At 62.0% G+C, this 20,916-nt stretch carries 25 protein-coding genes; 16 read left to right on the forward strand and 9 right to left on the reverse strand.

Features of this window, described 5'->3' with window-relative positions; translation table 11 throughout:
- Position 1 precedes the first annotated feature (1 nt).
- Both GAL_RS02490 and GAL_RS02495 read left to right on the forward strand, forming a co-directional pair.
- Positions 2 to 577: a peroxidase-related enzyme gene (locus GAL_RS02490; protein WP_024096015.1), complete on the forward strand. Its 576-nt coding sequence runs from the start codon at positions 2 to 4 to the stop codon at positions 575 to 577.
- The gene (locus GAL_RS02495) at positions 574 to 1,554 is read left to right on the forward strand and encodes an OmpA family protein (protein WP_024096016.1); all 981 of its coding nucleotides are present in this window, start codon (positions 574 to 576) and stop codon (positions 1,552 to 1,554) included. Before GAL_RS02490 ends, GAL_RS02495 begins: the two co-directional genes overlap by 4 nt.
- An 87-nt stretch (positions 1,555 to 1,641) precedes the next feature.
- Here the strand turns inward: GAL_RS02495 and GAL_RS02500 are convergent, their stop codons facing one another.
- A complete protein-coding gene (locus GAL_RS02500) occupies positions 1,642 to 2,547 on the reverse strand; it encodes a LysR family transcriptional regulator (protein WP_040104239.1) in 906 nt (301 codons plus the stop codon).
- A 197-nt stretch (positions 2,548 to 2,744) separates the two neighbouring features.
- On the opposite strand from GAL_RS02500, the gene GAL_RS02505 reads away from it, so the two are divergent.
- The 4 genes from GAL_RS02505 to GAL_RS02520 all read left to right on the forward strand — a co-directional run bounded on the left by GAL_RS02505 (position 2,745) and on the right by GAL_RS02520 (position 4,370).
- Positions 2,745 to 3,200 carry a DUF4399 domain-containing protein gene (locus GAL_RS02505; protein ID WP_024096018.1) on the forward strand — a complete coding sequence of 152 codons (456 nt, stop codon included), beginning with the start codon at positions 2,745 to 2,747 and terminating at the stop codon, positions 3,198 to 3,200.
- A gap of 98 nt (positions 3,201 to 3,298) precedes the next feature.
- On the forward strand, positions 3,299 to 3,622 hold the full coding sequence (locus tag GAL_RS02510) for an NIPSNAP family protein (protein WP_024096019.1): 324 nt from the start codon (positions 3,299 to 3,301) through the stop codon (positions 3,620 to 3,622).
- Complete coding sequence (locus tag GAL_RS02515) at positions 3,619 to 3,975, forward strand: antibiotic biosynthesis monooxygenase family protein (RefSeq protein ID WP_024096020.1); 357 nt, start codon at positions 3,619 to 3,621, stop codon at positions 3,973 to 3,975. The genes GAL_RS02510 and GAL_RS02515 overlap by 4 nt, the downstream gene beginning before the upstream one ends.
- 47 nt (positions 3,976 to 4,022) lie before the next feature.
- The gene (locus GAL_RS02520; protein WP_040104238.1) at positions 4,023 to 4,370 is read left to right on the forward strand and encodes a hypothetical protein; all 348 of its coding nucleotides are present in this window, start codon (positions 4,023 to 4,025) and stop codon (positions 4,368 to 4,370) included.
- 88 nt (positions 4,371 to 4,458) lie between these two features.
- Here GAL_RS02520 and GAL_RS02525 read toward each other — a convergent pair whose 3' ends face one another.
- Positions 4,459 to 6,486, reverse strand: a complete 2,028-nt coding sequence (locus tag GAL_RS02525; protein WP_024096022.1) for an NADPH-dependent 2,4-dienoyl-CoA reductase — start codon at positions 6,484 to 6,486, stop codon at positions 4,459 to 4,461.
- Between the two features lie 157 nt (positions 6,487 to 6,643).
- On the opposite strand from GAL_RS02525, the gene GAL_RS02530 reads away from it, so the two are divergent.
- The gene (locus tag GAL_RS02530; RefSeq protein ID WP_024096023.1) at positions 6,644 to 7,126 is read left to right on the forward strand and encodes an RNA pyrophosphohydrolase; all 483 of its coding nucleotides are present in this window, start codon (positions 6,644 to 6,646) and stop codon (positions 7,124 to 7,126) included.
- 39 nt (positions 7,127 to 7,165) lie between these two features.
- Complete coding sequence (locus GAL_RS02535) at positions 7,166 to 7,681, forward strand: hypothetical protein (RefSeq protein WP_024096024.1); 516 nt, start codon at positions 7,166 to 7,168, stop codon at positions 7,679 to 7,681.
- A 20-nt stretch (positions 7,682 to 7,701) separates the two neighbouring features.
- On the opposite strand, the gene GAL_RS02540 is transcribed toward GAL_RS02535, so the two are convergent.
- A complete protein-coding gene (locus GAL_RS02540; protein ID WP_024096025.1) occupies positions 7,702 to 8,571 on the reverse strand; it encodes an EamA family transporter in 870 nt (289 codons plus the stop codon).
- Positions 8,572 to 8,654: 83 nt separating this feature from the next.
- Between GAL_RS02540 and GAL_RS02545 the strand changes: the two genes are divergently transcribed.
- The gene (locus tag GAL_RS02545) at positions 8,655 to 9,143 is read left to right on the forward strand and encodes a MarR family winged helix-turn-helix transcriptional regulator (protein WP_024096026.1); all 489 of its coding nucleotides are present in this window, start codon (positions 8,655 to 8,657) and stop codon (positions 9,141 to 9,143) included.
- 109 nt (positions 9,144 to 9,252) lie between these two features.
- Here GAL_RS02545 and GAL_RS02550 read toward each other — a convergent pair whose 3' ends face one another.
- Both GAL_RS02550 and nth read right to left on the reverse strand, forming a co-directional pair.
- Positions 9,253 to 10,242 carry an adenosine kinase gene (locus GAL_RS02550; RefSeq protein WP_024096027.1) on the reverse strand — a complete coding sequence of 330 codons (990 nt, stop codon included), beginning with the start codon at positions 10,240 to 10,242 and terminating at the stop codon, positions 9,253 to 9,255.
- Entirely contained in the window at positions 10,239 to 10,883 is a 645-nt protein-coding gene (nth, locus tag GAL_RS02555) for an endonuclease III (protein ID WP_024096028.1), read from the reverse strand. The genes GAL_RS02550 and nth overlap by 4 nt, the downstream gene beginning before the upstream one ends.
- Before the next feature lie 177 nt (positions 10,884 to 11,060).
- Between nth and GAL_RS02560 the strand changes: the two genes are divergently transcribed.
- Positions 11,061 to 11,918: a methylated-DNA--[protein]-cysteine S-methyltransferase gene (locus GAL_RS02560; protein ID WP_024096029.1), complete on the forward strand. Its 858-nt coding sequence runs from the start codon at positions 11,061 to 11,063 to the stop codon at positions 11,916 to 11,918.
- Here GAL_RS02560 and GAL_RS02565 read toward each other — a convergent pair.
- Positions 11,873 to 12,157 (reverse strand): hypothetical protein, encoded by a 285-nt coding sequence (locus tag GAL_RS02565; RefSeq protein ID WP_024096030.1) that lies wholly within the window; start codon positions 12,155 to 12,157, stop codon positions 11,873 to 11,875. The two genes, GAL_RS02560 and GAL_RS02565, sit on opposite strands and share 46 nt — an antisense overlap.
- 102 nt (positions 12,158 to 12,259) lie before the next feature.
- On the opposite strand from GAL_RS02565, the gene GAL_RS02570 reads away from it, so the two are divergent.
- The 3 genes from GAL_RS02570 (at position 12,260) to GAL_RS02580 (ending at position 14,504) form a co-directional block, all read left to right on the forward strand.
- Positions 12,260 to 12,967 carry a helix-turn-helix transcriptional regulator gene (locus GAL_RS02570; protein WP_024096031.1) on the forward strand — a complete coding sequence of 236 codons (708 nt, stop codon included), beginning with the start codon at positions 12,260 to 12,262 and terminating at the stop codon, positions 12,965 to 12,967.
- Positions 12,968 to 13,092: 125 nt separating this feature from the next.
- Positions 13,093 to 13,752 carry an OmpA family protein gene (locus GAL_RS02575; RefSeq protein WP_024096032.1) on the forward strand — a complete coding sequence of 220 codons (660 nt, stop codon included), beginning with the start codon at positions 13,093 to 13,095 and terminating at the stop codon, positions 13,750 to 13,752.
- Positions 13,753 to 13,961: 209 nt separating this feature from the next.
- Positions 13,962 to 14,504 (forward strand): NADPH-dependent FMN reductase, encoded by a 543-nt coding sequence (locus GAL_RS02580; RefSeq protein WP_024096033.1) that lies wholly within the window; start codon positions 13,962 to 13,964, stop codon positions 14,502 to 14,504.
- A gap of 78 nt (positions 14,505 to 14,582) precedes the next feature.
- On the opposite strand, the gene GAL_RS02585 is transcribed toward GAL_RS02580, so the two are convergent.
- Both GAL_RS02585 and GAL_RS02590 read right to left on the reverse strand, forming a co-directional pair.
- On the reverse strand, positions 14,583 to 14,999 hold the full coding sequence (locus tag GAL_RS02585) for a VOC family protein (protein WP_024096034.1): 417 nt from the start codon (positions 14,997 to 14,999) through the stop codon (positions 14,583 to 14,585).
- A gap of 23 nt (positions 15,000 to 15,022) precedes the next feature.
- Positions 15,023 to 16,090: an NAD(P)/FAD-dependent oxidoreductase gene (locus tag GAL_RS02590; RefSeq protein WP_024096035.1), complete on the reverse strand. Its 1,068-nt coding sequence runs from the start codon at positions 16,088 to 16,090 to the stop codon at positions 15,023 to 15,025.
- A 58-nt stretch (positions 16,091 to 16,148) separates the two neighbouring features.
- On the opposite strand from GAL_RS02590, the gene mnmD reads away from it, so the two are divergent.
- Both mnmD and GAL_RS02600 read left to right on the forward strand, forming a co-directional pair.
- Positions 16,149 to 16,847 (forward strand): tRNA (5-methylaminomethyl-2-thiouridine)(34)-methyltransferase MnmD, encoded by a 699-nt coding sequence (gene mnmD / locus GAL_RS02595; RefSeq protein WP_024096036.1) that lies wholly within the window; start codon positions 16,149 to 16,151, stop codon positions 16,845 to 16,847.
- Positions 16,844 to 17,761, forward strand: coding sequence for a DMT family transporter (locus tag GAL_RS02600; protein WP_024096037.1), 918 nt, complete (start codon positions 16,844 to 16,846; stop codon positions 17,759 to 17,761). Before mnmD ends, GAL_RS02600 begins: the two co-directional genes overlap by 4 nt.
- On the opposite strand, the gene GAL_RS02605 is transcribed toward GAL_RS02600, so the two are convergent.
- Positions 17,735 to 19,693 carry a lytic transglycosylase domain-containing protein gene (locus GAL_RS02605; protein WP_040104237.1) on the reverse strand — a complete coding sequence of 653 codons (1,959 nt, stop codon included), beginning with the start codon at positions 19,691 to 19,693 and terminating at the stop codon, positions 17,735 to 17,737. The genes GAL_RS02600 and GAL_RS02605 overlap by 27 nt on opposite strands.
- A 141-nt stretch (positions 19,694 to 19,834) precedes the next feature.
- On the opposite strand from GAL_RS02605, the gene dapA reads away from it, so the two are divergent.
- Positions 19,835 to 20,707, forward strand: coding sequence for a 4-hydroxy-tetrahydrodipicolinate synthase (gene dapA, locus GAL_RS02610; RefSeq protein WP_024096039.1), 873 nt, complete (start codon positions 19,835 to 19,837; stop codon positions 20,705 to 20,707).
- Positions 20,708 to 20,916: the final 209 nt, after the last annotated feature.

Consider the following 20,916-nt stretch of genomic DNA (forward strand, 5'->3'; position numbering starts at 1 on the left):
CATGACACGCGACACCGACGCACCCACAGCGCTTGACCTGCCGATGGTGGACCCGCTGCCGCCCGAGACGCAGAAGTATTTCGACATCTGCCAGGATAAGCTCGGCATGGTGCCCAACGTGCTGCGCGCCAATGCATTCGACATCGACAAGCTCAATGCCTTTACCGGGATGTATAACGACCTGATGCTGGCGGACAGCGGGTTGTCAAAGCTGGAGCGCGAGATGATCGCGGTGGTGGTCTCCGCTATCAACAGCTGTTTCTATTGCCTGACGGCCCATGGTGCCGCTGTGCGCCAGCTGTCAGGTGATCCCAAGCTTGGTGAGATGCTGGTGATGAACTACCGCGTCGCGCCGCTGGAGCCGCGCCAGCGAGCGATGCTGGATTTCGCCGTAAAGGTGACCAAAGCCAGTGCCGAGATTGAAGAGGCCGACCGCCAAGCCCTGCGCGACCACGGGTTCAGCGACCGCGATATCTGGGACATTGCCAATGTCACCGGGTTTTTCAACATGTCCAATCGGGTTGCCAGCGCCACCGGCATGGTGCCCAACGACGCCTATCACGCGCAGCACCGGTGACCCGCCGTGCCGTTCTTGCCGGCCGCTGGCTGATGCCTGCCTTGGCGGGGCTGCTCTGCGCAGCGCTGCCGTCTCTGGCGACCGCACAGGGGATCAATCTGCCCGCCGGTGCGCGCCAACTCGCCGAACGGGCCACCGCCCTCGGCAGCTACGCAGTGCCGCTCGGTCCTGCCAGCGACGATGGCGTGCCTGCACGCCAGGTCGAGGGGCAGATCCTGCGCCGCAGCTGGCGGATCTCCGGTGATGCTACGGTGCTGCAAGTGCTGGCACCGCTGCGTGCGCAATTGATCGAGAACGGCTTCGAACTGCTTTATCAATGTCCCGCGCGCAGCTGTGGCGGGTTTGATTTCCGTTTCGATATTGAGGTGATCCCCGCCCCGGACATGACCGTGGATATCGGCAACTACAGCTTTGTCTCGGCAGAACATCCCGACGGCCGCATCGTAAGTCTGCTGGTCTCGCGCTCCGGAAACGCCACCTTTGTGCAGGTGATTGAGGTCACGCCCGAAGGTGTCAGCCCGCCGATCATCACAGATGGTAGCAGCCCGGTAGATGGTAGCTCCGATGCAGCCCTGGCCACCGCGCTGCCACTCATTGGCGCGGCTGAGCTGATCACCGGGCTACGCCGCAACGGGCGGGCGGTCTTGGCGGATCTGGAATTTGAAACCGGCGCCGTGACACTGGGGGCCAAACCCTATGATAGCCTTGCGGCTCTCGCAGAGTTCCTGATTCAGAACCCGGATTTCGATGTGCTCTTGGTGGGTCATACCGACACGGTGGGATCGCTGGAGCAGAATATCGCGATTTCTGAACGCCGCGCCGATGCGGTTCGCCGCCGCCTTTTGGCCGATAGCGCTGTTGATCCCGGTCGGGTTTCGGTGGCCGGTGCGGGGTTCATGGCGCCGCTGACCACCAACCTCACCCCCGAGGGGCGTGAGGCCAATCGCCGGGTTGAGGCGGTGCTGATCAGACGGTGATGTGGTGCGGTCCCGCTCGGCCTGTCGGACAGATACAGAAAACCCGGCACATCGGCCGGGTCCTGTCCAATCCCAAAGGGGCGTGCCTCACCAGGTCATGCCATCCTTGTCGGCAAAGGCATTGGCGAGGAAGTCGATGAAGGCCCGCACCTTGGGCTGGGTGAAACGGCCGGGAGGGTAGACCGCATAGATGCCCTGGGTTTCCATCGGCAGTGAGGGCATGACGTCCTCGACCAACCCTTCGGCCATGGCATCGGAATAGAGGTAGCTCGGCAAATAGGCGATCCCCAGACCGGAGATGGCGGCATTCAGCAGCGATTGTCCGTCATTCACTGACAGCCAGCCAGATGTCCGCACCTGCCGTTTTTCGCCGGACGGCGCGGTGATCTTCCACATGCTGCCGCTCGATTGGTTCGAATAATGCAGCAGTTTGTGCATGTTCAGATCGTCGATCTTCTGCGGTCGGCCGAATTTCTCCAGATAGGCGGGCGAGGCGATCATCCGCTTGGTGGTTTCCGTCAGCTTGCGCGCCCGCAGGGAACTGTCCTCCAGCTCACCAATGCGCAGGGCCATATCGAACCCTTCAGAGATCAGCTCCACATAGCGGTTGTTCAGCACCATATTGACGGTGATATCCGGGAAATCACGCAGGAAATCCGACAGTACCGGCGACAGGTGGTTGACGCCAAAATCAGTCGCCACAGAGATCCGCAACAGCCCCGAAGGCGCAGATTGCATCGAGGTCACCAGCGCATCCGCCTCCCCGGCATCATTCAGCACCCGGCGCGCCCGGTCGTAGTACGCAAGACCAATTTCCGTGGGCGACACCCGCCGCGTGGTCCGGTTCAGCAGCCGCGCGCCAAGACGGGCCTCTAGGCTGGACACATGTTTGGACACCGCCGATTTGGAGATCCCCATTTTCTTGGCCGCATCGGTGAATCCGCCCTGATCCACCACATTGGCAAAGGCCTCCATTTCGGTCAGTCGATCCATAGTACTCGCGTCCTTGTCCATCTCGGTTGCCTCATTTGTCGCGGTGAAATCGGGCAAGAAGGGGGCGGGGATGGGATAATTGCGAGGTTATTCACCCATAGTTTACCAGCTGGAAACACCTGCCCGCGCGACGGAAGATCGAAAACCCATCCGCTTCCACTATGTTGAAAGAGGTTATGTCAATGGGAGGACATCTTATGAATGCGATGATCAGATCCACACTGGCGGCTGTGGTGGCCTGTACCTTGCCCGTCTCTGCGGCCCTTGCGGGTGGCGAAACCCCGGCGCCGGAAGGGGCAGAGGTTTATTTCGTGACCCCCAAGGATGGTGAGGTGGTGTCGGCACCGGTAACCGTGGTCTTTGGCCTGCGCGGCATGGGGGTGGCACCAGCCGGGACTGAGGCCGAAAACACCGGCCATCACCACCTACTGATCGACCGCCCGCCACTGGGGGAGGGCGAAGACGGTGCAGACGAACTATCCTACGGCCTGCCTTCGGATGAAAACCACATTCATTTTGGTGGCGGACAGACCGAAACCACGCTGGATCTGGCTCCGGGTGAGCATACGCTGCAGCTGGTGATGGGCGACTACGGTCACGTCCCACATTCGACGCCCATCGTCTCAGAAGTGATCACCATCAAGGTTGAATAAGCCCGTGTGGCGGGCGTGATACTTCGGTGCAGGGCGAAGCATTCCTCACATTCTGGCTGCTAAATCGGGGGCGTATTTTCCAAGAAAGGACGCCTCTGATGCTCACCTGTATTATCCGCTATCACATCGACCCCACCAAACGGGACGATTTCGCCACCTATGCCCGCAATTGGGGGCAGGCGATCCCACGCTGTGGCGCTGATCTGATCGGGTACTATGCCCCGCACGAAGGTTCATCAACGCTGGCTTATGGCATCTATGATGTGGCAAACCTTGCCGAGTACGAAGCCTACCGCGCGCGGCTGGCGGCGGACCCGCTGGGGCGCGAGAACTATGCCTTCGCTCAGGACCGCCGCTTTATCCTGCGCGAGGATCGCACCTGGCTGAAAAAAGTCTCCGACCCGGAAGGATCCACAGGATGATTGCCGTTATCTTCGAGGTTGAAATCAAGGAAGGGGCGAAGGACCGTTATCTGGAGATAGCCGCCGATCTGAAACCGCTGTTGCAGGAGGTTGAGGGCTTTATTTCAGTCGAACGGTTCCAGAGCCTCACCACACCGGGCAAGCTGCTGTCGCTGTCCTTCTGGGAAGACGAGGAGGCGGTCGCCAACTGGCGCTGCCTCAGCGCCCATCGCGCAGGCCAGACCGAGGGGCGGGAGGCCGTATTCAGCGACTATCGCCTGCGGGTGGCTGGCGTGCTGCGCGACTATGGCATGACCAACCGTGATGAGGCTCCCACCGATGCCCGCGCGGTTCATGACTCTGTTGCCACGTGAAACATGAGGCGCGCAGACGAGGCCTCTGGGGCTGTGCCGTCATCTGCATGGTTGTCGCCACCTCTCTGGTTGGGGCGGAAGAGGCGCGGATACCCGGCGCGGCGATCCTCGCACCCCGGGATGGCGATATCCTATCCTCGCCTGTTGATCTCAATCTCTGGATTCCGGCGGATGGGCGCTACCAGCTTTCTGTCGATGGGGTGGTTTTCGGCCCTGACCCGCTGCCCCATGGGCCGGTCAGCCTGCCGATTAATTTGCCCATAGGCCTGTATCAACTGAACCTAAGTGACAGGAACGACACTGGCGGCAGCGACGGGGTCACCATTCTGATCGACCGGGTGGTCACGGATCAGGACAATGGCTGCCTCAGATGTGGTGGCCTGTCTCGACCCTAAGCCGCAGGCGAGAGCCACATAGGCCGCGAAAAAGGCGCGCGGGTTGGGCAAAACCTGCGCGCCTGTTCTTTGGGAACTCAGAGTGTGCTCAGAGCGAGGCGGCCAGCCGTGTGCCCTGATTGATGGCCCGTTTGGCGTCCAGTTCGGCAGCCAGATCCGCCCCGCCGATCACATGACAGGCGGTGCCCTGTGCCTCCAACGTATCCGCCAGCGACCGCTCGGATAGCTGGCCCGAGCACAGCACCACAGTGTCCGCCGCGATCACGGTTGGGTTCTCGCGCGCCTCACCAAAGCTGACATGCAGGCCCTCGTCGTCGATCTTCTCGTAGTTCACGCCGCCGACGAAATTCACATCCTTCATCTTCAGCGTGGCGCGGTGGATCCAGCCAGTGGTCTTGCCGAGCCGCTTGCCGTGACGCTCCGCCTTGCGCTGCAACAGCGTCACCTCACGTGCCGGGGGAACGGGCTGCGGCCCTTCCGGGGACAGACCGGCGCGGTGCTCGGCGGGGTCCGCAACGCCCCATTCCTTCATCCACAAGGGCAGGTTTTCGGTGGCGCTCTCACCTTCGTGCAGCAGGAATTCCGACACGTCAAAGCCGATGCCGCCAGCGCCGATGACCGCAACCTGCTTGCCGACCTCGGCCTTGTGGCGCAGCACGTCGATGTAATCGACCACATTGTCACGATCCTGACCGGGGATCTGCGGGTCGCGCGGCACCACGCCGGTGGCAATCACCACCTCGTCGAACCCGTTGAGATCACTGGCCGACACTTCACGGTTCAGCTCCAGCGTCACATCGCTCTGGGCCAGCATGGTGCGATACCAATCCACCAAGCCCCAGAACTCTTCCTTGCCCGGCACCTGTTTGGCCATGTTCAACTGGCCGCCAATCTCACTGGCCCGGTCAAACAGCGTCACCTTATGGCCGCGCTCAGCCGCCGCCAGCGCCGTCGACAGCCCCGCCGGACCCGCACCGACAATGGCAACAGTCTTGGTGGTTGCGGCAGGCGTCAGCACCAGCTCGGTCTCGTGACAGGCGCGCGGGTTCACCAGACAGGACGTCAGCTTGCCGCCAAAGGTATGATCCAGACAGGCCTGATTGCAGGCAATGCAGGGCGCGATCTGATCGGCCTTGCCTTCGGCGGCCTTGGCCACAAAATCCGCATCCGCCAGCATCGGTCGCGCCATCGACACCATATCGGCACAGCCGTCGGTCAGCACCTGCTCTGCCACCTCAGGTGTGTTGATCCGGTTTGAGGTGATCACCGGGATGGAGACCTTGCCCATCAGCTTCTTCGTGACCCAGGCAAAGGCCGCGCGCGGGACCGAGGTGGCAATTGTCGGGATCCGTGCCTCATGCCAGCCGATGCCGGTATTCAGAATGGTCGCCCCGGCTTTCTCGACCTCTTGCGCCAGCTGAACCACCTCATCGTAGGTGGAGCCATTGGGCACCAGATCAATCATCGACAGGCGATAGATGATGATGAAATCCGTGCCCACCGCCTCGCGGGTGCGGCGCACCACCTCAATCGGCAGGCGCATCCGGTTCTCATAGGATCCACCCCAGCGATCCGTCCTCTTGTTGGTATGGGTGACCAGGAACTGATTGAGGAAATATCCCTCGCTGCCCATGATCTCAACACCATCATAGCCAGCCTGCTGCGCGAGCACAGCGGCGTTGACGATATCCGCGATCTGTTTTTCGATGCCGCCTTCGTCCAGCTCATTGGGCGGGAAGGGGGAAATGGGCGATTTCACCGGGCTGGGGGCGACACATTTTGGGCCGTAGGAGTAGCGCCCCGCATGTAGGATCTGCATGGCGATCTTGCCGCCTGCCTCATGCACGCGGCTGGTGACGATGCTGTGGTTTTCCACATCCTGTTCGCTGGCCATCATCGCCGCCCCAGGCAGAACGGAACCTTCAAGGTTCGGGCCAATACCGCCTGTCACCATCAGCGCCACGCCACCGCGCGCCCGGTCGGCATAGAACTCCGCCACCCGGTTCCAGTCCTTGGTTTCCTCAAGCCCGGTGTGCATGGATCCCATCAGCACGCGGTTTTTCAACGTGGTAAAGCCGAGATCCAGCGGCGCCAACATTTTCGGGTACGCAGTCATGACACTCTCCCTGGTAGTTCTCTGATACGTCTTAGTATCTGGGTTTGCGCGAAAATGGCCCAGCCTGAAAGGGATTGTCACTTCAGACGCGGCGTCACCCTCTTGCACGACGCTGGGGCATGGGTACACAAGGGGGCATCCAACCGAGGAGAGCCTGATGACACCCGAAGAAATCGCCGCCTTGCCCTATCGGCCCAATGTGGGTGTGATGCTGATCAATGCGGCAGGGGATGTCTGGGTTGGCCAGCGGATGGACCGTCACAAGGATGCCTGGCAGATGCCCCAGGGCGGCATTGATGCTGGCGAAGATCCCCGGCGCGCCGCCCTGCGTGAGCTGGAGGAAGAAACCGGCGTCACCCCTGATCTGATCGAGGTTATCGCAGAAAGCGACGGCTGGCTGCCCTATGATCTGCCGGTTGATGTGGTGCCGCAGTTCTGGGGCGGGAAATATCGCGGGCAGGAGCAGAAATGGTATCTGATGCGCTTTCTCGGGCGCGATGATCAGGTCAATATCGCCACTGATCACCCGGAATTTTCCGCCTGGTGCTGGCAACCGGTGGATCAGCTGGTGAGCAAGATCGTGCCATTCAAACGCGAGGTCTACGAACGGGTTATTCAGGAGTTTCAGGACCATCTATGATGGTTCGGACCTAACTCGTGCCTGACAAAGGACAGCCTGATGCCACCTCTTCGCAGTCTCATCGCGCCAGCTGCCATTTCCGTCGCGCTCATCGCGACCTTGACGGGGCCTGTATCCGCCCTCAGCTGCCTGCCCTGGGGGCCGTCGGACGCCTATCTTGCAGCCGCAAAATCTGACAAGAGCTATATCGTGGTCGAAGGCGAGCTGAGTTTTGATGAGGGCGCGCTGCCCAAGGCGCCGCAGGACAATCCCAATGACGCGCCGCCGCGCAGTCTGATTCCGGCGCGGATGGAGGGCAAGCTGATGACCCCGAACGGCTTTTCAAAAGACGTTGATCTGGGCATCACATTGGAAATCCTCTGCTTTGGGCCGTGGTGTGCTGGCGCAGCGGATGGCGTGGACTATCTGGCGTTTCTTGAACAGCGCGACGGTGCCTATGTGCTGCGCATGGATCCCTGTGGCGGCTTTGGCTTCGGGGGCACCGATGGTGCCGCCCGAGATGAGGTGCTGGCTTGCCACGCGGGAAAATCCTGCACCCCCTGGTCTGAACGTTAATCCGCAGCCGGTTTGGGAGACTAGATGCTAGCCACCCGTCGCCTCCGCCAGCGCAAGCCGCTTTGCCCCAACCATAGGCTGAACAGCGCAAGGCCTGCGCCAATGGCCTGCTTTGCCGTCAGCACCTCGCCAAGGATCAGCCAGCCCAGGATCACCGCTGACAGCGGGCTGAGCACGCCCAGAAGCGACACCACCGATGGCTCCAGCCGGGCAATGCCCCGAAACCACAGGACATAAGTCGCAGCGCCGCCAATCAGGCTCATATAGGCCAGCCCAAGCAGGTTCTCGCCGCTCAGCTGCGGCATGGCGGGCAGGGACCAGAGCGTCACCGGGATCAGCAACAGACCGCCCGCCGTCAGTTGCCATGCGGTGAAGGTCAGCAGCGATACAGGCGGCTGCCACTTGCGGCTCAGCACCACACCCGCCGCCATCGCAATGGCCCCGGCCAGCCCCGCAAAGACACCGATCCCGTCCAGCTCTGCACTCGGCGTCAGCACCAGAAGCGCCACGCCAAGAATGCTCAGCCCCGCTGCCAGAACCGCCGCCGCGCGCACCGGCGTCTTCAGCATCAGCGCCGACAGAAACAACACCACCAGCGGCTGCACAGCACCCAGCGTTGCGGCAACCCCGCCGGGCAGGCGATAGGCGGCGACAAACAGCAGGCTCCAGAAAATCGAGAAGTTCAGCGCTCCCAGCACCAAGAGCCTCGGCACCCAGCTCAGTGGCGGCAATTGCCGCACCATCAGCATCAACAGGAGCCCGGCAGGCAAGGCCCGCAACAAGGCGACCAGCAGCGGCGACTGTCCCGGCAACAGGCTGGTGGTGACAATATAGCTGCTGCCCCAGATCACGGGCGCCAGCGCGGTAAGGATCAGATCACGGCTCTGCATGGCAGGCTCCTCCTGGTTTTCTCGACATCAAGATATGATAGTTTTTCTTGACGTCAAGATATCATTCGATAAAACCTTCCGACATGGACCATGTGGATTTTGTGACCCAGCAATGGGAGCGGGAACGCCCTGACCTTGATGTATCGGCGATGGCCGTGATCGGGCGGGTTGGACGATTGGCGCAGGCCTATCAAAAGGAAATGCAGAAAACCTGGGCGCGCTATGATTTGAACGGCGCCAAGTTCGATGTTCTGGCCACCCTGCGTCGCGCCGGTGCACCGCATCGCCTGTCACCGGGGGATCTGTTGCAGGCCACTATGGTGGCCTCGGGCACCATGACCAACCGCATTGACCGGCTGGTGGATGCCGGGTTGGTCGCGCGCAGCGTCAACCCCGAGGACAGCCGCAGCTTCCTGATTGAGCTGACGCCCGAAGGGCTGCGCCTGATCAATGAGGTGGTAGAGGCGCATGTGGCCACGCAAGCGCGCCTGCTTAGTGGACTGGGAGCGGAAGAGCAGAGGGTTTTGACCGAGCTGCTGTCAAAGGCGCTGACCTCCGCCGAAAACGCCTGATCCCGGCCAGACCTCGAACGGGGACAGCCAAAGCTGTTCACCGAAGAAAAAGCCGCCCCCGATCGCTCCGGGGCGGCTGTCTCAAATCGGTTGCGGGATCATTCCCGGCTCAGATCAGCCCTTCACGGCGCAGCACCTGGCTCATCACCGCCTTGGGACGGGGGCCGATATGGCTGATCACCTCAGCCGCGCAGATATTGCCGATCTTCGCGCAGGTCTCAACATCCAGCCCTTTGGCCATGCCAAACAGGAACCCGGCTGCAAATTGATCGCCCGCCCCCGTGGCATCCACCGGCACCACCCGCTCAACCGGCACTGACACGCGGGTGTCGCCCTCAACCACGGTGACGCCATCGCCCGAGCGGGTGCAGACCACCAGCGAACAAATTGCCGCCGTCTTGGCCAGCGCCTCTTCCAGATCGTCGGTTTCAAACAGCGATTTGATCTCCGCCTCATTGCCGATCACGAAATCCAGATCATTTTCGATCAGCGACAGGAAGTCAGCGCGGTGGCGTTCCACGCAGAAAGGATCGGAAATCGCGATACCGCATTTGCCGCCGCCTTCGCGACAGGTTCGCGCCGCCTCCATGAAGGCGGTTTTGCCCTTGTCCTTGTCGAACAGATAGCCCTCAAGGAACATCAGCTGCGCCTTGCCCGATACCGCGTCCGGCACATCCGACGAGGATAGCTCGGAGGAGATGCCCAGATAGGTGTTCATCGACCGCTCGCCATCGCCGGAGACAAAGATCATCGACCGCGAGGTGGGCAGCTCACCGCCCTCAACCGGCGGGTTCACAAAATTGACGCCATCATCGGCCATCGCCTGTGCGTAAAACCGCCCCAGCGCGTCATCATGTACCCGCCCGATAAAGGCCGCATCCAGCCCCAGCGCACCGGCACCGGCAATGGTATTTGCAACCGAGCCGCCGGGCGTCTGCACCCGGTCCTGCATCGCCGCATAAAGCACCTCGCCGCGATCCCGTTCGATCAGCTGCATGATGCCTTTTTCGATGCCCATATGCTCCAGAAAGCTGTCGTCGCATTGGCTGATCACGTCCACAACGGCATTGCCGATCCCGACGAGCTGGTATGTTTTCATAGAGTTTTGTCCTCAAACTGGCAGAGATCGCGGATGATGCAGGTGGGGCACATCGGTTTGCGAGCCTTGCAATGATATCGTCCGTGCAGGATCAGCCAATGATGGGCATGGAGCTGAAAATCTGCCGGAATATTGTCTTCGATGGCGCGTTCGACCGCATCGACATCCTTGCCCGGCGCAATGCCCGCCCGGTTGCCAACCCGAAAGATATGAGTGTCCACCGCCTGTGCGGGCTGGCGCCACCACATGTTCAGAACCACATTCGCCGTCTTGCGCCCGACGCCGGGCAGGGATTGCAAGGCAGCGCGGGAATTGGGCACCACGCCGCCGTAATCCTCGACCAGAATGCGCGACATCTTGATCACGTTCTTGGCCTTCTGGCGGTATAGACCAATGGTCTTGATATGTTCGGTCAGCCCCTCTTCGCCCAGATCCAGCATCTTCTGCGGGGTATCCGCGATCTGAAACAGCGCGCGTGTTGCCTTGTTGACACCCGCATCCGTAGCCTGCGCTGACAGCGCCACCGCCACCACCAATGTGTAGACGTTGACATGCTCCAATTCGCCCTTGGGCTCTGGATCCGCTGCCTGAAACCGCGTGAAGATCTCACGCAGGGTGTGATAATCGAGTTGCTTTGCCATCGCGGTCCTTAATGCCGCGCAGGGTCCCCCGGCGCAAACAGAAAAGCCACGATAGGTGAGCGAAGCGTTACCCTGTGGTGATGGACCCATAGTCGGCTGTTCGCGCAAGATCCGGGTCGCGCTGCGGGGGCGTGATCCTATACTGAAGGGCAGCAGTACCGGACGGGAGGGTCTCTCATGAACATGCAGGCACGCGAACAGAGCTATCACTACGGCGTCATGCGCCGCGCGATTGAGCTGATTGACGAGGGCGGCGAGGCTCTGACTCTGGCCGAACTGGCCGCCGCCATGGATATGAGCCCGGCGCATTTTCAACGCCTGTTCTCGGCCTGGGTTGGTGTCTCCCCCAAGCGTTACCAGCAGTATCTGCGCCTTGGCCACGCTAAAAGCCTACTGCAAGATCACTTCACCACGCTGGAAGCGGCCCACGCGGTTGGTCTTTCCGGCAGTGGTCGGCTGCATGATCTGTTCCTGCGCTGGGAGGCGATGAGCCCCGGTGAATACGCCCGCAAGGGGGCCGGTCTGCGCATCCTCTGGGGTTGGTTTGACAGCCCGTTCGGACTGGTTCTGGTGATGGGCACGGAGAAGGGGATCTGTGGTATGGGCTTTGCCGCAGAAACCGGGGCGGAGCCGACCATGGCCGATATGCGCAGCCGCTGGCCCGATGCCGATTTTGTCGAAGATCCGATGGCCCTGCGCGCGATGGTGGAGGCGATTTTTGATCAGCGGGGCGAGGCCGCACTGCATATGATTGGCGCGCCCTTGCAGATCAAGGTCTGGGAGGCGCTGTTGCGCATCCCCTCGGGTCAGGTCACCACCTATTCCGAGATTGCCCATGCCATCGGCGCGCCCCGTGCTGTGCGCGCCGTCGGCACGGCGGTGGGGCGCAACCCGGTCAGCTGGCTGATCCCCTGTCACCGTGCGCTGCGCAAATCCGGTGCCCTTGGCGGGTATCACTGGGGCCTGCCGGTCAAACGCGCGATGCTGGCCTATGAGGCGGCGCGCGATGAGGGGCAGCAGGACGGCGCGGCCTGACCGGAATCTGCCTCACCCTGATCCACGCGCCGCTCAAACAGGCGCCGCAGCAGTCCGGGGCGTTTGGCGGTTGGCTCCGGATCTGTCTCGGCCTGCGCTGCAGCTCTGGCAGCTTCCTCAGCTGCCCCCCGGATTTGCGCGGCATCTCGTTCCAATTCATAGGATTTGGGAAACCGGCGCTGCGCCTCCCATTTGTCCTTGCCCAGCGTGATCAGAACAATCCAGTCATAGGTCAACATGGTGTCTCTCCTTCTGTCTGAAACGAGAAAACCACAACGCTGCTGACACGCTTTGTCAGCGGGGCGTGCTAAGATGTCAGCAGCCTGTCAGTGGAGAAACCCATGGAACGAACCGGTCGCCTGTTCGAAGTCATCCAGATTTTGCGCGCCGCCAGCGCCCCGATCCGGGCGGAGGATCTGGCGGAGAAGCTTGAGGTCTCAAAGCGGACCGTCTACCGCGATATTGCGGCACTTCAGGGAATGCGAACTCCGATCGAGGGGGAGGCAGGTATCGGATATATGCTGCGCAAGGGCTATGACCTGCCGCCGCTCAACTTTGACGATGAAGAGCTGGAGGCGCTTTATGTGGGGCTGTCCATGCTGATCCGCACTGGCGATGGCGCCCTGCAGGAGGCCGCCATAAGGGTCTGTCGCAAGGTGACGGAATGTCGCTCTCCCGGGGATCGGCTGCAGGTCGCCCCCTGGGGTGGCGCGCCGCAGGATGACCCCGAACTGGGCTGTGTATCGAAGGGGCTGCTGCGTCAGGCCGTCCGCGAAAGCCGTAAACTGCGGCTCACCTATCTTGGGCCTGACAGTGGTGAAACCCAGCGCGTTCTGCGCCCGTTGGCGCTGATCTACAATGTCGAGACCACGCTGCTGGCCGCCTGGTGCGAATTGCGCGGCGGCTTTCGCCACTTCCGCACCGACCGGATGCTTTGCGCTGATCTGCTGGAGGATAGCTTTGCCGCCGAGGCAGATATGCTGCGCAAGCTCTGGATGGACCAAGGTGGCGGCGTACTTGGCGATGAAGAGGGTGTCGCCTCAGCTTAAAGCAGAGATTGGGCAGGTTTTCGCCGAGCGGAAAAGGCGTTACCTTGTGGTGGCAGCACCGCAGCACGATATTCTACCGGATGCACGGGCGCTGCCCGGATTGAGCAAGCAAAAGGCAGATTTTGATGATGCAGATGAAACTTACCACCGCCGCCATTGTGGCCGCTGGCCTTGGCCTGACCGCCTGTACCGATCCCGCAACCATCGGAACCCCCGGCAGCAAAACCCAGAACGGTGCGCTGATTGGCGGCCTGATCGGTGCGGGCGTTGGCGCCGCTGCTAATGATTCTGACCGTGGTCTGGGTGCTGTTACCGGTGCGCTGGTCGGGGCTGCTGCTGGCAGCGTGATCGGCAACCAGCTGGACGCACAGGAGCGCGAGCTGCGCCAGTCGATCTCCAATGATGGCATTTCTATCGTCAACACTGGCGACCGCCTGATCGTGTCGCTGCCGAATGACCTCACCTTTGCCACCGATAGCGCGGCGGTTTCGCCTGCGGTGCGCTCTGACCTGAACAAAGTGGCCAGCAGTCTGGTGCGCTATCCCAACAGCCAGGTTCAGGTGATCGGCCACACCGACAGTGATGGTGACGCGGGTTATAATCAGGGTCTGTCCGAACGCCGTGCCAATGCGGTTGCCGACCAGATCCAGGCCGGTGGCGTGCCTTACAACCGCGTACAGATCATTGGCCGTGGTGAGAGCCAGCCAGTTGCCTCAAACCTCACCGCTGAGGGCAAGGCGCAGAATCGCCGCGTCGAAATTGTGGTGATCCCGCAAGGCGCCTGATTTCCGGTTTCACGGTAAAGGCTGAGAGACAACAGGGCTGCGCCTCATGGCGCGGCCCTTTTTCTGTGCGTTTACGCGTCACGAAAGGGCAGCGGGGTGCGTATTGTGAACTTATGCACATCCACTGCGCAGGCTTTGGGCTTTTCTTGAGGTGTAACCGGCATAGGTTTGTCCAAGACAGAAATTCAAAAGCAAAAAGGCATCCTTCCATGTCCGATCCCAAAATCCTCACCATTTCCGGCTCGCTGCGCGCCGGGGCCACCAATCGCAAACTGCTGGCCGAAGCCGCGCGCCTGTTTGGGCCTGCCGAGGTGACAGAGGCTGATCTCAATCTGCCGCTCTATGATGGCGATGATGAACAGGCCAGCGGTATTCCCGCAGCCGTTCAGACACTTGCGGATCAGATCTCGGCGGCGGATGCGGTGATTATCTCCACCCCGGAATACAATGGTGCGCCTTCCGGTGTGCTGAAAAACGCCCTCGACTGGGTCAGCCGCACCAGCAGCAAGCCCTGGCAAGACAAGCCCGTCGCTATCATGTCTGCGGCTGCGGGTCGTGCCGGAGGCGAGAAATCGCAGATGCTGCTACGCACATTCCTGGTGCCATTCCAGCCTCGCGTTTTGACTGCTCCACAGGTGCATCTGGCAGCCTCGCATTCGGAGTTTGACGAGGGCGGCCGCCTGCTGAGTGAGCTATATACTGAAACGCTTGAGGCGTTGATGACGGCGCTACGGGCCGAAATCGTGCGCTGAAACAGACAAAGACCCCCAACAGGCCCGGTGTTCGTATTGTCCCGGGCCTGTTGTCTTGTGGGCTAGGGCGGGCAATGGCTACCCATCGCGTGTCGGCTCATCCGGGTTGCTGGAGAAAAGTGCAATCTTATTGCCCTGCGGATCACGCAGATACCCCACGTAGAACCCCGCACTATAAGCCGCGCGAAACCCCGGCGCGCCGTCGTCTGTTCCCCCTGCCGCCACTGCGGCGGCATGCAAGCTGCGCACCTGCGCCTGAGTGTTGGCCTGAAAGGCAACCATCACCCCATTGCCCGCCGCAGCAGGCGCGCCGTCAAACGGGTGTTTCACGTAGACATCCGGCGCGGTCGGAACCTCTCCCTCTGCCACTGGCAGGGCAAAGCTGAGGCCGTCGGGCCCTTCGCTGAACTCGTAGCCAAGTGCCGGCAGGAATGCGGTATAAAACGCCCGGGCGCGGGTCATGTCATTGGTACCGATGGTGATATAGGCGATCATCTCTCGGCCCCCTGGCCTGTTATTCAAAAGTTGTCTTCGACCCGGAAACCTTCGGGGATATCATCCTTCCCGTCCAGCAGAAGATCGGCCATGGTTTCGGCCACTTTAGGCGCCATGCCAAAGCCAATCTTGAAGCCCCCGTTGGCGATGAAATGACCGCGCCGATCTGGCCAGCTCCCCAGCATTGGCGCGCGCGAGCGGGCGCGGGGGCGCACCCCGGCCCAGCGTTCGATCACCTCAGCTCCGTGCAGAACCGGCAGCGCTGCGCGCGCACGCTCAATCACATCGTCCAGCTGGGCATCGGTGCTGCTGGGATCCTCAAACTCGCGTTCACTGGTGGAGCCTATGGCCAATGTCCCATCCGCATGGGGAATGATGTGCAGCCCATCCGCATAAAGCTGTGGCACCTCCGGCCCTTCGGCAAAGCGCAGGAGTGCAGCCTGACCCTTCACACCATTGCCCAAGGTCTTGCCTGCCGCCGGGCCGTCGGGACCTGCCAGCATCCGGTTCAGTTCCAGCAACCCGGCATAGCCCTTGGCATGGACCACCAGCCCCTGATCGGTGCCCTCTGCCTGCACCTCAACACCCATGACCGCAAGCCCCGCTACCAAAGCGGCACAGGCGCGGCGGGGGTGCATCCGGGCGCTCAGCGTGTCGTGGATCACATAGCCCGTGGCGCTGGGCGGCACCCATGGTCCCATCTCAGAGACCGGGCAGACTCGCCATTCGGCCTCGCCCTTCCAATAGGTCTGGGCCGAGGCCTCGCGGGCGTGGGCCAGATCCAACGTGCGCTGATCATGGATCGGTTGCAGCCGACCGGTGCGACCATAACCGGGAGAGATCCCGCCGGTGTCCTCAACCTCGGCCCAGAACCGATCAGCCATCAGCAGGCTTTCCAGCTGGTACTGTTTCTTGGGGTTCCAGTTCTCCGGCACATGCGGGGCCAGCGCGCCGACCAGCCCGCCGCTGGAACCGGCGCCCGCCCCAAACGGATCAATCACCTGCACCGATGCGCCGCGGCGTGCGCAGGTCCAGGCGATCGAGAGCCCAAAGATCCCTGCGCCCCGGACGGTGATATCTGCCATTGCCATTTTCGCACCCTTTCGCCAGTGTCGCGCCGTTCCACCGCATCACTTAGGGGATAATAGCATGGCAGACCAGCAGGCGCGGCTCAGCTGGCGGGATGGCAGCATTCCGGTATCCGATCAGTTCGACGATCCCTATTTCTCCATCCACGATGGGCTGGCCGAGACGGAGCATGTGTTTCTGGACGGCAATGATCTGGCCACCCGCTTTGCCAGCGCCGCAGAGGTGGGGACCGATTTCCACATTGCCGAGCTGGGCTTTGGCACCGGTCTGAACCTGTTGGCCGCCTGGCGCGCCTGGGAGAGGGCGCAGGAGGGCTGCGCCGCGCCATCGGTTCTGCATTTCACCAGTTTCGAAGCCTTCCCGATGGCGACGGACGACATGGCCCGCGCACTGGAAGCCTTTCCCGAGGTGGCGCCCTGGGCCGAACGGTTTCTGGCGGACTGGGGCGGCACAGGTCTGTGTGATCTGGGCACTTTGCGTGTCACCGTCATCACCGGCGACGCCCGCGTGTCGCTGCCAGACTGGACAGGGGCGGCGGACGCATGGTTTCTGGACGGGTTTTCACCGGCCAAGAACCCGGAGCTGTGGCAGGAGGATCTGCTCGCCGCTGTCGCGGGGCACACTCGCGCGGGTGGCACTGCGGCAACCTACACCGCAGCGGGATTTGTCCGCCGGGGGTTGGAGGCTGCCGGGTTCGAGGTCACGCGTACGCCCGGTTTCGGGCGCAAGCGGCATATGACAAAGGCACTCCTGCGATGACCATGCGCCCTGATGCAAAAATACTTGAACCGCGCCGAGAACCCTTGACCCAGAAGAACAACGTCACGGCAGGCGTCCTGTTGATGATCGCGGCGACCGTTGTCTTTGCCTCGCAGGACGCAATCTCGCGGCATCTGGCCGGGGAGTACAACACCTTTATGGTGATCATGGTGCGCTACTGGTTCTTTGCGCTCTTTGTGATCGCGCTTGCCGCGCGCGCACCTGGAGGCATTCGCGCCACAGCCCGCACCGATCAGCTGGGTTTGCAGATCTTTCGCGGGGTGCTGCTGGTCGCGGAAATCTGCGTGGCGGTTTATGCTTTTACCGTGCTGGGGCTGGTCGAAAGCGTGGCGGTCTTCATCTGCTACCCGCTCTTGGTGGCGGCCCTGAGCGGGCCGGTGCTGGGGGAGCAGGTGGGCTGGCGGCGGTGGGCGGCGATTTCGGTGGGGTTGATCGGTGTACTGATCATCCTGCAACCCGGTATTGGTGTCTTTGACCCCCTGGCGATCATCCCGTTTGTCTCGGCGCTGATGTTTGCGCTCTATGGGCTGATCACCCGCTATGCCGCGCGGCGCGACAGCACGGCGACGAGTTTCTTCTGGACGGGCGTTGCAGGCATGGTGGCGATGACCCTTGTGGGCATCTGGTTCTGGGAGCCGATGAGCCAGAGAGACTGGATCTGGATGGCCATTCTGTGCCTGACAGGGGTGACCGGGCATTGGCTGCTGATCAAATGCTATGAGATGGCCGAGGCGAGCGCGGTGCAGCCCTTTGCCTATTTCCACCTGATCTGGGCGGCGGTGCTTGGGGTGGTGGTGTTTGGCGAGGTGATCCGCACCAATGTGGCCATCGGTGCGACCATCATCGTGGCGGCGGGGCTGTTCACCCTATGGCGCGAACGCGTCAAGGGTTGAGCCAGCGAGTTCCTTGGAGAAAGGCACCGGCAGCGGCGTCTTGCCAAGGCGCGCACGGTAGACAGGCAGGCTCTCGGTGACGCGCATCACGTAGTTGCGCGTCTCGTTGAAGGGGATGTGTTCGATCCAGTCGACAATCCCCGGCGTGCCGTCACGCGGATCGCCATAGCGCTCCATCCAGGCCTTGGGGCGATGGGGGCCTGCGTTATAGCCTGCCGCCATCATCACCACATTGCCGTTAAAATCCCCCGCCAGATCGGCAAGGTAATTGCTGCCCAGAAGGGCGTTATAGGACCAGTCGGAGATCAGTCGCCCGGTTGTGTGATTGGCCTGAATGCCCATGTTCGAGGCGACCAGTTTCGCGGTGGCGGGCATCACCTGCATCAGCCCCCGTGCGCCCGCGTGGCTGATCACGATAGGGTCGAATTCACTCTCGCGCCGGGCAATGGCGAGAGTCATTTCGCGTGCCATCGGCAGGTCCTTCTGGGCGACGGGATGCAGCGGAAAATAAGCGGCTTCCAGCTCTTCTCCCTTCTGGGCGGCGCGTTTGGCAATCATCACTGCCAGATGCGGCTCCTTCATGGCGACGGCCATTTCGCCCAGCTGGCGTGCCTCAACCGGGCCGAGCCCTTCGACCAGATGGGTGAGGAAGCGTTCCGCCAAGGGCATGTCGCCTGCCTGCAACAGCAACAGCCCGGCCTCCGCCACGGTGGAGTTCAGAAAACCCGCGGCGCGCCAGTCGGGCACCTGCGGCGGGGTGATGAGGTCGGGATCAAAGGGACGGCCCAGAACCTCTGCGGCCAGAAGCCCGTAGAATGATGTCTGATAATCCGCAGCCTTGGCATAGGCGGCATGGGCCTTCTCGATATCGCCATGGGCACCATAGGCCTGACCCAGCCAATAACCGCCACGACCCACCGAAATCGGGCTTTCGACCGAGGCAAGGAAGCGTTCAAAGTGATAGGCCGCCAGTTCCGGGTCCTGCAATTTGCGCAGCGCAATGTAGCCTGCCAGCCATTCGCAATCGGAGTAGCCGTAGCCGGCATCCTCCGGCGCGAAATGGTGTGCGGCAAGCTGGTAGGCGCGTTCGTGATTGCCGTCACGCATGTCCTGCCGCGCCAGATCGCGGCGACGGCGCAGCCATTTGGCTGGCTCGCCCAGTTTTTCGGCTGTGGTGCTTCGATCCATCATCAGGGTGATGGCATCCTCCTGCCGCCGCTTGCGGTCGCGCCAGGCGAAACGATCATAAGCCAGGCCCGCATTATCCTTCAGCGCGTCGGGGACGGCGGCGATTCGGGCATCGACGCCGGGTTCCGCCTCTTGCAGGGCCAGTCGCGCCTCCGCCAGTTTGCGCGGCCCGTCCTCAACCAGCGGCAACATTCGCCGGGCGCTGACCTTGTGATTGTCCCAGAGCATCTGATCCAGTCGCGCCGCGTGATGTGGCGCCAGCAGCTTGGCGTGGCGCTTCAGATAGTCGTCCTGAATGACCGACCCCATGGGCATGGTGCGCCAGGCCAAAACCAGCTCTGCCTCGCCTTCGCCTTTCTGCCCAGCTGCGATCAGCGCACGGCCATAGCTCAGCGCGCCTTCGGCCGTTTGCGGGCGGGTGTCTTTGTAGAAGGCAAGGATAGTCTTGCGCCCGGCCTCGGCAATCTGCGGTTCGTTCTTGCGCCGCAGCAGCGCCAGCCCGGGCCAGTCCGCGCGCCTTGCCAGAAACGCCATCACATCGGCGGCCGACCCCATCCCGGCGCGCAGCCGGTGCCATTCAATCACATCGCGGGCCACGGTGGCTTCATGGCCGGCACTCCGCCCGGCTTCGCTCCATTTTTCAGAGCGCATCAGCTCCAGCGCGCGGTTCAGGTCCACGGCGATGGCAGCGGTGCCGCTCAGAGTGGCGGAAATGAGGGCAATAAGGGCCAGAATGCGTGTCATCTCTTGCATTTTCCAACGTTCCGGGGATAGAGCCAATGACGATAATCCGTGACCTGCCGGTATCAACTCAAATCCCCGGCATGTCCATCACTCAAGCCGGTGCAATTCTGCGCCCGCACGAACAGCAAAGGGAGCGTGCCCATGTTCAAAGGCTCTATGCCAGCCCTCGTCACCCCGTTTTCCAACGGCGAGCTGGATCTGGATACGCTCAAACGGTTGGTCGAGTGGCACATTGATCAGGGCTCCACTGCGCTGGTCCCGGTGGGCACCACCGGCGAAAGCCCGACCCTGACCCATGAAGAGCATGAAACCGTCATTGCCGAAGTGGTGAAAAGCGCCGCCGGCCGGGTGCCGGTGATTGCCGGTGCGGGCTCCAACAACACGGTTGAGGGCAAGCGGTTTGTGCAATTCGCCGCCGAGGTGGGCGCCGATGCCGCGCTTGTGGTGACGCCCTATTACAACAAGCCGACCCAGCGCGGATTGATTGCGCATTTCACCGAGCTGCATAACTGTGCCGATATTCCGATTGTGATCTACAATATTCCCGGTCGCTCTGTCATTGATATGACTCCTGCCACCATGGGCGAACTGGCCAAGCTGGAGCGCATCATCGGTGTGAAGGATGCAACCGGCGATATCGCCCGTGTCTCGCAGCAGCGCGCCTCTTGCGGTGCGGATTTTGTGCAGCTGTCTGGCGAGGATGCAACCGCACTGGGCTTTAACGCTCATGGTGGGGTTGGCTGCATCTCGGTCACCGCAAATGTCGCGCCGAAGCTCTGCGCCGAATTCCAGGCGGCGACGCTGGCCGGTGATTACGCACTGGCGCTGGAGTATCAGGACAAGCTGATGCCGCTGCATGAGGCGATTTTCATCGAGCCGGGTCTGGCGGGGGCGAAATATGGTCTCTCCAAACTGGGTCTGTGCAGCGAAGAAGTGCGCCTGCCGCTCACTGGTCTGGAAGACAGCACCAAGGCCGCGATTAACGCTGCCATGGCCCATGCAGGCCTGCTCTAACAGCGGAACAACAGACAAACACCTTATTTCGGGCCGGGACGCTGCTGCGTTCCGGCCTGTTTCGTTTTGGCTTTCTTCTGTCTCTAACCGGCGGTGTAGGGTCACATGCCTACGGTCAGACTTGGTGGAAATAGAAAGGCGGCGCCGCCCCGGTGGAGATCCCGGGAATGGCTGGAAATTGCGGGGCGCGTCACTGCCCCGGTGCGAAA

Origin of the sequence: Phaeobacter gallaeciensis DSM 26640 (assembly GCF_000511385.1) — a bacterium.
Lineage (GTDB): Bacteria > Pseudomonadota > Alphaproteobacteria > Rhodobacterales > Rhodobacteraceae > Phaeobacter > Phaeobacter gallaeciensis.

What these genes read in the sequence shown, in the direction of transcription:
- GAL_RS02490 (WP_024096015.1), top strand. Translation starts at nt 2, where the DNA reads ATGACACGCGACACCGACGCACCCACAGCGCTTGACCTGCCGATGGTG.
- GAL_RS02500 (WP_040104239.1), bottom strand. Translation starts at nt 2,547, where the DNA reads ATGGATCGACTGACCGAAATGGAGGCCTTTGCCAATGTGGTGGATCAG.
- GAL_RS02505 (WP_024096018.1), top strand. Translation starts at nt 2,745, where the DNA reads ATGAATGCGATGATCAGATCCACACTGGCGGCTGTGGTGGCCTGTACC.
- GAL_RS02510 (WP_024096019.1), top strand. Translation starts at nt 3,299, where the DNA reads ATGCTCACCTGTATTATCCGCTATCACATCGACCCCACCAAACGGGAC.
- GAL_RS02515 (WP_024096020.1), top strand. Translation starts at nt 3,619, where the DNA reads ATGATTGCCGTTATCTTCGAGGTTGAAATCAAGGAAGGGGCGAAGGAC.
- GAL_RS02520 (WP_040104238.1), top strand. Translation starts at nt 4,023, where the DNA reads ATGGTTGTCGCCACCTCTCTGGTTGGGGCGGAAGAGGCGCGGATACCC.
- GAL_RS02525 (WP_024096022.1), bottom strand. Translation starts at nt 6,486, where the DNA reads ATGACTGCGTACCCGAAAATGTTGGCGCCGCTGGATCTCGGCTTTACC.
- GAL_RS02530 (WP_024096023.1), top strand. Translation starts at nt 6,644, where the DNA reads ATGACACCCGAAGAAATCGCCGCCTTGCCCTATCGGCCCAATGTGGGT.
- GAL_RS02535 (WP_024096024.1), top strand. Translation starts at nt 7,166, where the DNA reads ATGCCACCTCTTCGCAGTCTCATCGCGCCAGCTGCCATTTCCGTCGCG.
- GAL_RS02540 (WP_024096025.1), bottom strand. Translation starts at nt 8,571, where the DNA reads ATGCAGAGCCGTGATCTGATCCTTACCGCGCTGGCGCCCGTGATCTGG.
- GAL_RS02545 (WP_024096026.1), top strand. Translation starts at nt 8,655, where the DNA reads ATGGACCATGTGGATTTTGTGACCCAGCAATGGGAGCGGGAACGCCCT.
- GAL_RS02550 (WP_024096027.1), bottom strand. Translation starts at nt 10,242, where the DNA reads ATGAAAACATACCAGCTCGTCGGGATCGGCAATGCCGTTGTGGACGTG.
- nth (WP_024096028.1), bottom strand. Translation starts at nt 10,883, where the DNA reads ATGGCAAAGCAACTCGATTATCACACCCTGCGTGAGATCTTCACGCGG.
- GAL_RS02560 (WP_024096029.1), top strand. Translation starts at nt 11,061, where the DNA reads ATGAACATGCAGGCACGCGAACAGAGCTATCACTACGGCGTCATGCGC.
- GAL_RS02565 (WP_024096030.1), bottom strand. Translation starts at nt 12,157, where the DNA reads ATGTTGACCTATGACTGGATTGTTCTGATCACGCTGGGCAAGGACAAA.
- GAL_RS02570 (WP_024096031.1), top strand. Translation starts at nt 12,260, where the DNA reads ATGGAACGAACCGGTCGCCTGTTCGAAGTCATCCAGATTTTGCGCGCC.
- GAL_RS02575 (WP_024096032.1), top strand. Translation starts at nt 13,093, where the DNA reads ATGATGCAGATGAAACTTACCACCGCCGCCATTGTGGCCGCTGGCCTT.
- GAL_RS02580 (WP_024096033.1), top strand. Translation starts at nt 13,962, where the DNA reads ATGTCCGATCCCAAAATCCTCACCATTTCCGGCTCGCTGCGCGCCGGG.
- GAL_RS02585 (WP_024096034.1), bottom strand. Translation starts at nt 14,999, where the DNA reads ATGATCGCCTATATCACCATCGGTACCAATGACATGACCCGCGCCCGG.
- GAL_RS02590 (WP_024096035.1), bottom strand. Translation starts at nt 16,090, where the DNA reads ATGGCAATGGCAGATATCACCGTCCGGGGCGCAGGGATCTTTGGGCTC.
- mnmD (WP_024096036.1), top strand. Translation starts at nt 16,149, where the DNA reads ATGGCAGACCAGCAGGCGCGGCTCAGCTGGCGGGATGGCAGCATTCCG.
- GAL_RS02600 (WP_024096037.1), top strand. Translation starts at nt 16,844, where the DNA reads ATGACCATGCGCCCTGATGCAAAAATACTTGAACCGCGCCGAGAACCC.
- GAL_RS02605 (WP_040104237.1), bottom strand. Translation starts at nt 19,693, where the DNA reads ATGACACGCATTCTGGCCCTTATTGCCCTCATTTCCGCCACTCTGAGC.
- dapA (WP_024096039.1), top strand. Translation starts at nt 19,835, where the DNA reads ATGTTCAAAGGCTCTATGCCAGCCCTCGTCACCCCGTTTTCCAACGGC.